General features: G+C 52.6%; 12 protein-coding genes. 7 read left to right on the top strand and 5 right to left on the bottom strand.

The window, feature by feature from the left end:
- Positions 1 to 62 precede the first annotated feature (62 nt).
- Together FJ147_03150 and FJ147_03145 are read right to left on the bottom strand one after the other, a co-directional pair.
- A complete protein-coding gene (locus FJ147_03150; protein MBM4254875.1) occupies positions 63 to 545 on the bottom strand; it encodes a metallopeptidase family protein in 483 nt (160 codons plus the stop codon).
- Between the two features lie 46 nt (positions 546 to 591).
- On the bottom strand, positions 592 to 801 hold the full coding sequence (locus FJ147_03145; GenBank protein MBM4254874.1) for a hypothetical protein: 210 nt from the start codon (positions 799 to 801) through the stop codon (positions 592 to 594).
- A 71-nt stretch (positions 802 to 872) separates the two neighbouring features.
- Between FJ147_03145 and FJ147_03140 the strand changes: the two genes are divergently transcribed.
- The 7 genes from FJ147_03140 (at position 873) to FJ147_03110 (ending at position 9,310) form a co-directional block, all read left to right on the top strand.
- A complete protein-coding gene (locus FJ147_03140) occupies positions 873 to 1,856 on the top strand; it encodes a hypothetical protein (GenBank protein ID MBM4254873.1) in 984 nt (327 codons plus the stop codon).
- Positions 1,857 to 2,129: 273 nt separating this feature from the next.
- Complete coding sequence (locus FJ147_03135) at positions 2,130 to 3,122, top strand: epoxyqueuosine reductase (protein MBM4254872.1); 993 nt, start codon at positions 2,130 to 2,132, stop codon at positions 3,120 to 3,122.
- Positions 3,123 to 3,231: 109 nt separating this feature from the next.
- Positions 3,232 to 4,257, top strand: a complete 1,026-nt coding sequence (locus FJ147_03130) for an LLM class flavin-dependent oxidoreductase (GenBank protein MBM4254871.1) — start codon at positions 3,232 to 3,234, stop codon at positions 4,255 to 4,257.
- Positions 4,258 to 4,265: 8 nt separating this feature from the next.
- Positions 4,266 to 5,822 carry a benzoate-CoA ligase family protein gene (locus tag FJ147_03125; GenBank protein MBM4254870.1) on the top strand — a complete coding sequence of 519 codons (1,557 nt, stop codon included), beginning with the start codon at positions 4,266 to 4,268 and terminating at the stop codon, positions 5,820 to 5,822.
- Positions 5,823 to 6,098: 276 nt separating this feature from the next.
- Positions 6,099 to 6,557: a MaoC family dehydratase gene (locus FJ147_03120; GenBank protein ID MBM4254869.1), complete on the top strand. Its 459-nt coding sequence runs from the start codon at positions 6,099 to 6,101 to the stop codon at positions 6,555 to 6,557.
- Positions 6,493 to 7,743: a DUF697 domain-containing protein gene (locus FJ147_03115; protein MBM4254868.1), complete on the top strand. Its 1,251-nt coding sequence runs from the start codon at positions 6,493 to 6,495 to the stop codon at positions 7,741 to 7,743. The genes FJ147_03120 and FJ147_03115 overlap by 65 nt, the downstream gene beginning before the upstream one ends.
- The gene (locus FJ147_03110) at positions 7,730 to 9,310 is read left to right on the top strand and encodes a hypothetical protein (GenBank protein MBM4254867.1); all 1,581 of its coding nucleotides are present in this window, start codon (positions 7,730 to 7,732) and stop codon (positions 9,308 to 9,310) included. Before FJ147_03115 ends, FJ147_03110 begins: the two co-directional genes overlap by 14 nt.
- 35 nt (positions 9,311 to 9,345) lie before the next feature.
- Here the strand turns inward: FJ147_03110 and FJ147_03105 are convergent, their stop codons facing one another.
- From FJ147_03105 to FJ147_03095, 3 genes are all read right to left on the bottom strand, one after another.
- Positions 9,346 to 9,672: a hypothetical protein gene (locus FJ147_03105; GenBank protein ID MBM4254866.1), complete on the bottom strand. Its 327-nt coding sequence runs from the start codon at positions 9,670 to 9,672 to the stop codon at positions 9,346 to 9,348.
- 271 nt (positions 9,673 to 9,943) lie between these two features.
- Positions 9,944 to 10,183, bottom strand: coding sequence for a hypothetical protein (locus tag FJ147_03100; protein MBM4254865.1), 240 nt, complete (start codon positions 10,181 to 10,183; stop codon positions 9,944 to 9,946).
- A 279-nt stretch (positions 10,184 to 10,462) separates the two neighbouring features.
- Entirely contained in the window at positions 10,463 to 11,614 is a 1,152-nt protein-coding gene (locus FJ147_03095; GenBank protein ID MBM4254864.1) for an amidohydrolase, read from the bottom strand.
- Positions 11,615 to 11,659 lie beyond the last annotated feature (45 nt).

The following is an 11,659-nucleotide window of genomic DNA, read 5'->3' as shown; positions in this document are numbered from 1 at the left end:
TTCGTGAGAAGCTTCGGGAGGTGGTATAGCAAAATCAAACGAGACGGCAAGACCTTGTTCGTCTAATACCCTAACGCGCGCAGTTGTTGGTCGCTCATGCCGAAGTGATGAGCCACTTCGTGGACGACCACCCGACGAATGAGTTCTCGCATCTCACGAGGCCGCAGCCCAGAGTGAAGTATCGGCTGGTAGTAGATCTCGAACTTATCGGGAAATTCAACCAACGTCGCAAAGACGCTGCGCCACGGGCGAGGCACGCCACGATATAAGCCGAACAACTCGTTGGGATTGGCAATGCCTTTCTCGGCTAGCACTTCAGCAGAGGGGCAGTCTTCAATCGTCACAGCGACATTGGCAAGCTTCTCGACAATTTCTTGCGGTAACGTATCCAGCGCCCGTACGACCTCACGAGTAAATTCTTCGAGTGAGGGACCTGTCTGTTTCGATTGCTGCGCTTCGCCAGTGAGCGGGCATGGCTTCCGTAATCGTGGAGTTGAGGAAGGTCGAGAAGATCGTTTGCGAAGATACAATTTAGCTCTGGACATTCCACCCTCTAGCGCCGACTGTAGCACGTCTCTCGGTGACTGCGAACTAGGACGGCGACGATTTTTTTCGTTGCGAGCCCGTTTGCTCCTGCGGTTCGTACCCACTGCACTGTAACATCGGCAGCCGAGGGTATTTGCTGTAGCAAGAATCTGTTTCTGCCCGCTGACAGAGAAAGAACTGTGACCCTTTGCCACTGACGATCACTTTTGTGTGCTGGCAGTCTACGCAGAGTCCGACTTTTTGCCGATCCGACATTGCATCGTTCATAGGCTCTATCTATAAGAAGCAGAGAGCCAACGAAAGGACGAGCGAAAAGAGGGGAAGGCATGACGCTTACTGCAGAACAGGTGAAGGGAAAGGCGCGCGAACTCGGGGCAGATGCTGTTGGTATCGCGAGTGCTGCCGTGCTGAATGCGCACCCGCCCGATCCTAAATTTCCGCAAACCCCAGAACGTATTTCTCCAGAGATCAAAAGTGTTGTTGCCATCGTCAAGCGAATTCCGGCTGGCGCATTTCGTACGAAACGGCTCGAATGTGTCCAGTACATGGACCAACTTGTACTGCGCGAAATGGATAAAGTCTGCATGCGCGTGGCGCAATTTTTAGAAGAGCATGATGTCGCTGCGTTTCCGCTCGCGTCACAGGAAACGAAATGGGAGTTCAAACGCGCCAGTTATGGATACCTCTCAGGTCGCCATGTCGCAGTCGAGGCCGGGCTTGGTACCCTAGGGCTCGAAGTGAACTTCCTTTCACCAGAGTTTGGGCCGCGTTGTTACACGACCGCGGTGTTGACGTCCGCGGAGTTGGAGCCGGACCAGAAACTGACGCGACAAGTATGTATCGGTGAGACCTGTAGTCGCTGTTTATATTCCTGTCCTGCGAATGCGGTGCTGCAATGGGGTATCGATAAACGCGCATGTTCACAGTTTGCCCAGGAATTTGGCTACGGGGTCATGCTGTCGCATTTACAAAAGTTCGTGCAGGCTCCGGAAGCTGACGGGCAACTTAAAGTGCTGCAGACACCGCAAGCCTACGCTGTTTGGCAAGGGATTCTGCGTGTGGTCGGGGCGTTTGGTGATTGTCCACGCTGCCTCGAAGTGTGCCCGGTGGGAGAAGACTACGTGCAGTGGCTTTCGGACACACATCGTGATATTCCCGAAAAAAATCAACAGAAAGTGAACACCGCCAAACAGATGCAGAGCGATCGAAAAGCGGGAAAAGAGTTGCCCGGGTTATCGCCGTGGAATATCCGCTGGGTTGGAGAAGAAGGGTATGTACCGCCGAAGAAAAGAGGAGAGGGGAAGAATTAAGAAATGAAAAATGGAGAAGGAAAAATGAAGCAAGAAGGAGCATGGACGAACACTCATTCCTAAACCTCTCCACCCCAAGAACCTGGATTCTCGCTTTCGCGGGAATGACAAAGTCGCGGGCTTTTGTACATCATGTCCGTGCAGGCGGATATCCAGAGGCGAGGTTTTGGGATGACGTGTAGGACAGTAGCTGCTCATCATACCTTCTCTTTCTGCCTGTTCATGCTGTTTTTCTCATTCTTCATTTTGCATTTTTAATTCTTCAGTGTTTTTATGAAGTCTCTTACTTCAGCTCTTGTAAAAGCGAAAGCTAAGGAATTTGGTGCGGATCTCGTCGGTATTGCCAGTGGCGTGGTACTTGATGCGCATCCGCCTGATCCACGCCACCCGCAGACGCCGACGCTTGTGAGTCCGCAAGATAACCGCAGCGTGATCGTGCTGGCAAAGCGACATCTGGCCGGACCCGCGCGGTTGAAAGATTGGAACGAACGTCACAAGCAGTATGCAGCAGAATTGACGCTCTCACAATTAGAAGAAGCGTCACTTCGGTTGGTCTATTTTCTCGAAGATGAAGGTGGCGCTCCTGCGCTGATTGTTCCACCGATTCACACGGATGCTGCGCGCAACTATAGCGCCTACTCTGAAGGTGGGACGTATGGGGCATTATCGTTAGTGCATGCCGCAGTTGAAGCAGGTATTGGTACGCTCGGATTAAACTTAATGTTACTGACGCCAGAGTATGGGCCGCGCGTTATTCTGACCGCGGTGCTTACGTCCGCAGAGCTTGAACCCGACACGCGAATGACAAAACCTCTGTGCCAAGGAGAGCCGTGCGGGCGCTGTCTTCTTGCCTGCCCTGGGGATGCCGTCCAGCACTGGGGGCTCGATAAGAAGAAATGTGCTCCGTATGCCTCACCGCATGGGTTTGCACATGTGGTGTCACATGTAGGTAACGTGCTTCGTGCGGGGACGACAGAACAAAAGGTGGAACTGTTGCGGAGCGGTGATTCGTTCAATATCTGGCAGACGATGCTGCGTGGAGTAGGTGCATATACTGGCTGCACTCGCTGTGTGGACGTCTGTCCAGTGGGACAGGATTATGCGCGGCATCTTGTTGATGCGCACCAAGAGATTCCCGAGACCACCCCAGAAAAAATTGCTCGACTCGCGGAGATGCAACGCAAGCGCACTACCGGTGAGGAAGTCGAAGGATTGGAACGGTCGAGGAGATGGATCGGGGAAGATAATGAAGAGTTAAAAATGTAAAAATGGAAAGTGATGAGATAAAAGCAACCTGACTCTTAAATCAACAATGCCGAGTAATTTTTAATTTTGCATTCTCAATTTTTCATTGTGTAGCGAAGCGGAGCTAAACGTGGAATTCCGTGCTATCACCCTACAACTTGATGACATCAATGAAGTCGCGCGCCTTGCCAAGATGGCGGAGGAGGCGAATTTCGGCTTAGCGTGGGGGATTGATACGCCACGCTCGAATGCCTTTATTCACATGGCGGCGATGGCTGCGAACACCAAGAAGATCCAGATCGGCTCAGGTATCGCACGTGCGTTCGTGCGCGGCCCCTTGCAGACCGCGGTCTCTGCAGTTGATCTTGATCGCCTGTCGCATGGTCGCATGCTCCTGGGATTGGGAAGTGGCACCCGTAAACAAAATCTCTATGAGTTAGGTGTACCGTACGATCATCCGGCTTCGCAGATTAAAGAGCTGATCCAGATTATCCGTCAGGTATGGGCACTCAACGGGGAAGGGGATCTCAACTTCCAGGGGAAATTCTACCGCTTGAATGCGCGCGGGTTTACGTTGCCGAAACCGTTGCGTCAGGATTTGCCGATTTATATGGCCGCAGTGAATCCGATCATGCTACGTGTAGCAGGAGAAGTGGCCGATGGCCTTGCCGGACATCCCTGCTACTCCGCTCGGTACATGAAGGAGGTTGGCATTCCTCAACTTGCGATCGGTTGGCAACGCGCAGGAAAAAGCCGTAACGCTTTCAAGATCACCAGTTGGTTGATTACCAACATTGCCAAGGACCGCAAGCAGGCACGGCGAGAAGCGGCCTATCAGATCGGCTTTTATTGCTCGACTCGTTCCTATGGTGGCATCCTCGATTATCATGGCTGGCAAAAAGAGAAGGAAGCTATTCGCGAGGCCTTCTTTGAAAAGCGCGACATGGAGGCTGTTGCCGATGCGGTGTCTGACGACATGATCGATAACTTAGCCCTGGCTGGCACCCCAGACGATTGTCGTAAACAACTTGAACGCTACCGTGAGGTATTGGACTTCCCTACACTCTATACTGCAGGTGTTGGACCAGCGCGCACGGTGCCACAAGAGCGCGTACGCGAGAATTTAGCCACCATTATTGAGATCTTTGCGCAGTAGGAGGAGTTGTGCCGTTTCTTGATGGACCTATTCCCGAACAGCTGAACATCACCGCTTACCTGGCTGACCGTCAAGTTGAATTAGGGCGAGGTGCGCAGGCAGCCTATCTCACTGATGACGGGCCACTCAGCTACGCAGATCTTGCAGCTTTACAGAATCGCTACGGCAATGTCCTTGCTGCTGGTGGTGTGGAAATTGAGAATCGCGTTGCTTTGATTCTCTACGATTCCGCGGACCTCATGGGTGCGTTCCTTGGTGCGGCAAAAATTGGTGCAGTTCCAGTGGTGCTGAATCCCTATGCTCCGCTTGATCTCTATGTGTATTTTCTCAATGACAGCAGGGCTAAGACGCTCATTGTCGAAGATGCTGTCTGGCAGCATTTGGCTGCGCGACGTGAAGAATGTCCAGCGCTGAAGAATGTTCTGGTGCGCGGTGAAAAGAAAAATCGTGCAACTAGCCTTGTGTCACGCCTCAAAAAAGCGTCGCCAGAACTCGTAGCCGCTCCTACTCACAAAGACGATGCCTGTTACTGGCTGTACACTTCGGGCAGTACAGGATTGCCGAAAGCCGTCATCCATTTGCACCACGACCCCTATTCGTGTCTCCAGTTTGCCGTTGACTTGTGCCAAATCGATGAACATTCGGTCTCTTTCTGCTTTAGTAAGGTCTTCTTTGCACTCGGACTGGTTGTGACTGTCTTCCAGTCATTAGCGGCGGGAGCTACGTCAGTCATCACGCAAAAACGTCTGACCCCAGCTGAAGCCTTTGCTGCCCTGCACGAGTATCGACCGTCTCACTTCTATTGCGTACCGACGTTCCTCAACGCCATGCTGCAAGTACCAGAAGACGTCAGTGGCAAGGATTTACGGTTTCTTCGCTACTGCGCGTGTGGTGGTGAAGTGTTACCTCCTCGTGTTCACCAGGAGTGGCGTGATCGTTTCGGGATTGAATGGCTCGACGTCATGGGGTTGACGGAGACCACATTCATCGTTTTTGCCAATCGCGCTGGTCATTCTCGACCTGGCAGCTCGGGTCAACTGCGGGATGGAGCTGAGGCCCGTATCGTTGATGATGACGGGCAGTCTGTTCCGATGGGCCAGGAAGGGCAGCTACTGGTGAAAGTCGATAGTAACATGCCTGGATACTGGCATCGACAAGAGAAGACGCGAGCGGTCCTTGAGGGCGAGTGGTTTCGTACCGGTGACCTCTATCGACGTGATGAAGATGGATATTTCTGGTTTTGTGGCCGTGCCGACGACATGCTGAAAGTCTCTGGTATGTGGGTTTCGCCACTCGAAATCGAGGGTGTCATCATGGAGCACCCTGCGATCTACGAATGTGCTGTGGTCGCACGAACGGATAGTGATGGCCTCGATAAAGCCCGTGCGGTGGTTGTGTTGAAACCAGGACACAGTGACAGTATTTTACCGGAGATAGAAGAACATATTCGTGGGAAACTCCCACGCTATAAAGTTCCACGCTGGATAGAGTTGGCTGATGCTCTGCCGAAAACTGCGACTGGCAAGATCCAACGATTTGCCTTACGGCAGGCGGATAAACAATAAAGGGGAAAAGAGTTGGGGCCTAAAGCAAACCACAGCAGATTGGTCCAACCGCAGTGTCACCTTGGGTGTAACGCAGGGTCTCTCCGAGAGACGCTTCGCTCCGCTCAGAATGACAGGAGCGAGAGGTCTGAGCGTCAAGTATACGAATGTTCTGTAGTTTGATTTAGGAACATCAACGAGCTCAAGGTTTTTTTCTACTGACTACTGACTACTGACTACTGAATGCTGACTACTGACTACGTTCTTACGCATTACGCATCAGAATAGGAGGTCCACATGGCAAAACGTGTCGTTGAGTTTAAGGATGTGAAATCATTCGTTGGCAAAGAACTCGGAGTGTCGGAGTGGCATCTGGTGACGCAAGACGAAATCAACAAGTTTGCTGATGCTACCCATGATCACCAGTGGATTCATATCGATGTCGAACGTGCGAAGAAGGAGTCGCCGTTTGGTGGGCCTGTCGCGCATGGCTATTACACGCTGTCACTTGCCCCTCATCTGATGGACCAGATTTGGGGGGTGCAGGGCATCAAGATGGGCGTGAACTATGGACTAAACAAATTGCGGTTTCCCTCGCCGGTGATGATTGGCAAACGGGTGCGAGCTCGGGCAACGCTCAACAATGTTGAGGACGTTGCTGGTGGTATACAAGTGACCGTAGGGATTTCGTTTGAAGTCGAAGGCAGCGATAAACCGGTCTGTGTCGCAGAAGGACTCTACCGCTATTATAACTGAACGGCTACGCCAGCTTTTTTCCCCTCGCCTCAGTGAGGAAGATTTTCAAGCTGCACTTGTACGTCTCCGCCAGGGGACCCCACCGCCGGTGATCTGGCTATTAGGGAAAGTGCAGTCGGGGAAGACTTCGATCATTCGCACCTTGACTGGTGCCGAACGTGCGCAAATCGGTTCGGGATTTGCGCCGTGTACCCGTTGGGCCTCACGCTACGAATTCCCAAACCGCGAGTTTCCGTTGGCTGTGTTTCTTGATACACGTGGCCTTGGAGAAGCGGGATACGACCCACACGAAGACTTCGCCGCGTTTCGCGACGAGGCTCATATGTTGTTAGTTGTGGTTAAGGCGATGGATATGGCGCTTGAGCAGGTCATCTCAGCTCTCGAAGTGATCGTCCGTGACAAACCGACCTGGCCGATCGTCGTTGCGCAAACGACTTTACATCAAGGCTATCCACCTGAGATGCATGACCACGTCATGCCATATCCCTTTGGACACGAGTCGTTCGCTTCTCATCTGCCCAACGATGTCGTTCGTGCGTTACTATTCCAACGCGCGTTATTCGACCGTCTTCCGGTCAAACAATTTGTTCCGGTTGATTTTACCCTCCCCGAGGATGGGTTTACTGAGCAGTTCTATGGCCGAGAGGCACTACTGACAGCATTGGCAGAAGCGCATCCGCATGCGGTCTATCAGACACTGCAACAATTGCCTCATCTGACAACCGAGCTGAAGAGTTTGCATTTCCGCCAGGCCCAGCCTCACATTCTCGCCTATGCGTTATTGGCTGATGCAGCCGGCGCAACACCATTGCCAATTGCTGACTTGCCTGTGATTAGTGCGATACAGCTTAAGATGGTGCACGCCGTGGCCTCAATCTATCGGCAACCGATGCGCGTGAAGACGTTTCTTGAACTGGCCGGAGCCGTTGGCTTAGGTTTGCTTTTTCGCCAGGCTGCTCGTAGCCTTCTCAAAGTTATTCCCGGCTTTGGCAATGCTATTGCTGGTGTATACGCCGGTGCAACGACGTATGCTCTCGGTTGTGCACTCTGTTTCTACTACCAGGAGATTTTTGATGGCCACTTGCCACGACCTGAGCAAATCAAGTCATTTTATGACGACAAACTTGCAGAAGGGATGAGCATATTACGGCAGGCGGATCTTGGAGTGCGGAATGAAAAGTCATGAGATTGACAATAATTCGCAATCCGCGATCGCCAATTCGCAATTCAAAGGTTGGCGTCTCTGGCTCCTGGGTTTCTTGTTCTCGATCCCAGTCGTGGTCTTCGCTGCAGCTGGTATCCTATGGTTGTACGATCGCGGTTGGCTGAGTTGGGCAGGGCTCGGATTTTTAGCGGTTCAAGCTCTTGCGTTGATCTTGTTTCGTCGCTGGAGCCAGGTTCCTGGAGCAGTCCTCCCGCAGCCGTCTTCGACGTTGCCTGCTGACCTTGCGCCGCGTGATGAAGCGGCGTGGAAATTAGTCCAGGAATATATCGAACAGATCGATCGTGGAGAGTTGACGCTCAAAGAAACTGACCAGTTCTGGTCGCTGGGGCGAGAGATCCTCACACGCATTGCCCAGTGTTATCATCCGAACGACAAAGAGCCGTTGCTCGCGGTGCAGGTGCCGTTGTTGTTTCGTGCACTTGAAGAAACCGCGCGAGACCTCGCCACCATCACTGCTGAGGTGCCGTTGGCGCATCGGATTACCATTGGTGATGCCGTACGTGGATATCGATTGCAGCAGAAAGTGAAACCCGCCTACGATGTCTATCGTGTGCTTTACCCCATACTGAATTGGCAAAATGCGCTTTTCCAGTGGTTCGTCACTGATCGCCTCTTTGACCTTACCAAAGAAACGCTGAGACAATGGATCCTAAAGTGGTACGTTGATCGAGTTGGGTACCATGCGATCGAACTCTATAGTGGCAAACTGCTGGTGACCCGCCGTCTTGAGGGACGACTTCCGCTATCGCCAGACAGTGCGACGCTCCTGACTGCCGACCAGCACTCGTCTGAACCCCTTCGCATCTTGGTGCTTGGGCAGGCGAAAGCAGGGAAGTCGAGTCTAGTGAATGCGTTGTTTGGTGAACTGCGTGTTGCGACCGACGTAGTGCCAACGACTGCACAGGTGACTCCCTATGTGCTCGATCGCCACGAGTTAGGTGGCAAGGTGATTATGTCCGACATGGGTGGCTATGAGGATGCGACCGTTCCCCAAGCTCGTTTCGATGAATCATTGGAGGAAGTGCAACGATCAGATGTGTTACTCTTGGTTCTCTCGGCGGTGAGTGCTGCACGCGATGCTGACCGGCGGTTACTTTCTCTCATTGATCGACACTTTGCTGTCCACCCTGAACTCCGTCCCCCATTCGTTCTCGCTGTCCTTTCGCATACTGACCTCCTGCGCCCGGTGCGAGAGTGGGACCCTCCCTATAACGTTGCGGTTCCAGATGCTGCCAAAGCCCATACGATTCGTGCGGCAATGACTGCTGTTGCTGCTGATCTTGCACTTGATCCTGAACTGGTTGTGCCTGTCTGTTTACTCCCTGACCGTGTGTACAACGTTGACGAGGCGCTGGTGCCATTATTGGTGGAGATTCTTCCGGAAGCTAAGCGAACATTGCTGCTGCGTAGCCTGAAGACTCTCCGTCAACAAGAGCAATGGTCGTTGTTAGGGCGTCAGGCTCGTGCGACTGGACGGTTTTTGTGGCAGCTCGGTGAAGAAGTATTGAAGAAGTATGTGAGAGTGTAGTGGTAGGGTGGGTTTTGGCCCACCCTACGCAAGATCTAATTGTGACGCGCACGATAAATGCTGCGACTGGTGTGATTGAGGCGATGCTGGAGCCGGGCCCGTTCCCGTGGTCCGATGGAACCGTCGTTGTGGCGGAAGCGATGCCGCATGCGATTTGTCCGCCATTGTTGGCGTTCCAAATGCCGATACTCACGAGGACCGATTTGGCCTTGTCTCACGCCTTGATAAATCCGTGCTTGCTGGTGATGCGTACGCCAGCCCGGAGTATGTCTTGGCCCCGCGAAGCTGAGAGCAGGAACAGTTAGCAGGGTTACCGCGGCGAGGGTACTCGCAAGAACAACTGAACTCAAGCGATGCAACATATCATCTACCTCCTTCATGTATCTGCCTGTCTGGCGGATTCTAGAGAGGAGAACGGTTCAGTTGCAGAAAAGTTCCCTCACCGTGTTACTGACGAGGTGGAAATTCTGAACCTTGTGAAAATCCGTGCTGTGGTCGAGAGATAGGCGCCCGCACGGGGCGCATTCGGGGCAACATGCCGAGGATGAGTGCGACCACGAGGCCGGTAATAGTGCCAAGCAATAAATATGAGAGCATAGAATTCTCCTGTATGCGGTTGCGACTGTCGTCGAGCTAGAGTGCTTCCGGATCGAGCGGCCCAGTGCCATAGGGAAAGCGAATGTTGATATCAACGCCGAAGTCTCGGACATGTGTGTTACATTTGCTACAGGCAATCGCCGCTACGACGTCATTGGCACAGACCTCGTCTGGCGTCAGGGACGCTCCGTCGCCATCAACGGCAAGCTTCCGTAATTGCCATTGGTATTGGACAAACTGCTTGGTGTTTCCACATCTCGGACACTGGTACTGCATTGCATCCTCCTCAACAACATTTCAATCTCCCGCTCTTCCGATGTCCTGAGGCCTCCAACTGGGAAGTCAGTGGTTCTCTCCTGGTTGAGCGGCGACTAATGTGTTTATCGTCAAGTGGAAGTATTCCTTTAGAAATTATCGTGAGGATGACGAATTTTCGTTGCTTTTTTGCAAAGCACAGAAATGTAAGGAGTAGCGATGCAGGTGAGGCCGTTGAAGGAGGGAATACGGTAGGGAAGCGAGGGGCACGATGCGTCGTGTCCCCAGCACTGAAGACAATCAGATTTTATACAGCTTCTTTACATTCTCACCCGCAATTTGCTTTTGTACAGAGGGTGAAAGTGGCGCAAGCATTTCCTTCAGCTCGCGAACATAGTGTCCGCCGTGATCTGGGTGTGGGTAATCCGTAGCCCACATGAGGCGATCCGTGCCAATATAATCAACTAACAGAGAGAGCGCTCGTTCGTCAGGATCAGCGGAGATCCAACACTGGCGACGCAAATAGGTGCTGGGCAGCTCTTTGAGCTTACATGAGGCGCCGACCGGCACTTTGTAAAATGCATCCATGCGGTCAATCCAGAAGCCAACCCAACCTGCGCCGCTTTCTAACACCACAAGCTTTAACTGTGGGAAACGGTCAAACACGCCATATTGAAAAAAGGTGGTAAAAGCCATCTGCGAACCAAATCCGGCAAAGACGTTGTAGTACCAGCCAGTTTTGTGGCCCATGTCTTTAAAGCGGAGGTGTGGATTGGTGGCAACTGGCTCAAGGGTTGGATGAATGGCGATCGGTACGTCTAATTCTTGCGCCTTAGCCCACAACGCGTCATGATCCGGATGCCCGTGAGGTTTCTTGGTAATGGTAAACGGAGCGACAAACCCGCCGATGGCGCCTTCTTTGACGGTTCGTTCGAGTTCGCGTACCGCCTCATCGACATCACCAAGAGAGAGGTGAGCGATAGGGAGTAACCGTCCTTTGGTACCTTTGCAGAACTCGAGAATCCATCGGTTGTAGGCACGACAATAGGCAGAAGAAATTTCTGGGTCTTCAACCTCAGCCTCCCATAAGATGCCGAGGGTCGGATAGAGAAGGGCTTTGTCTGTTCCCTCTTGATCAAGGAGTTGCAACCGTTCGGCGGCGTCCATTGACCCAAACGGTGCGCCACGAACATACGTGCGCTCTGGCGATGGGATGGTCTCTTTTGCCGTTTTTCCCATACCGCCGAGGAATCCAAGAGTCCCGTGCGAACTGAGTTTCGACTTACGTCCGTCGAGTTCAAGGTACTCCAGGCCACGGTCATCGACTTTGATACGAATCGCGCGGTCACGGTACTTTGGTTCTGAATATCGTTCCCAGAGGTCTGGGGGTTCGAGAATATGGCCATCTGCATCGATGACACCAGGAAAAGGCATACGCTCAGTGACTGTCATGAAAAAACTCTCCTTGTTGATGCGCGCTTAGGTCATTGCTTCATG

This window comes from Deltaproteobacteria bacterium (genome assembly GCA_016874775.1).
Lineage (GTDB): Bacteria > Desulfobacterota > Binatia > Bin18 > Bin18 > VGTJ01.
This window is presented reverse-complemented; position numbering and strand designations above follow the sequence as displayed.

Bases quoted from the DNA above. Each gene is read 5' to 3' on its own strand.
- FJ147_03150 (MBM4254875.1), bottom strand. From the start codon at position 545: ATGTCCAGAGCTAAATTGTATCTTCGCAAACGATCTTCTCGACCTTCC.
- FJ147_03145 (MBM4254874.1), bottom strand. From the start codon at position 801: ATGTCGGATCGGCAAAAAGTCGGACTCTGCGTAGACTGCCAGCACACA.
- FJ147_03140 (MBM4254873.1), top strand. From the start codon at position 873: ATGACGCTTACTGCAGAACAGGTGAAGGGAAAGGCGCGCGAACTCGGG.
- FJ147_03135 (MBM4254872.1), top strand. From the start codon at position 2,130: ATGAAGTCTCTTACTTCAGCTCTTGTAAAAGCGAAAGCTAAGGAATTT.
- FJ147_03120 (MBM4254869.1), top strand. From the start codon at position 6,099: ATGGCAAAACGTGTCGTTGAGTTTAAGGATGTGAAATCATTCGTTGGC.
- FJ147_03110 (MBM4254867.1), top strand. From the start codon at position 7,730: ATGAAAAGTCATGAGATTGACAATAATTCGCAATCCGCGATCGCCAAT.
- FJ147_03105 (MBM4254866.1), bottom strand. From the start codon at position 9,672: ATGTTGCATCGCTTGAGTTCAGTTGTTCTTGCGAGTACCCTCGCCGCG.
- FJ147_03100 (MBM4254865.1), bottom strand. From the start codon at position 10,183: ATGCAGTACCAGTGTCCGAGATGTGGAAACACCAAGCAGTTTGTCCAA.
- FJ147_03095 (MBM4254864.1), bottom strand. From the start codon at position 11,614: ATGACAGTCACTGAGCGTATGCCTTTTCCTGGTGTCATCGATGCAGAT.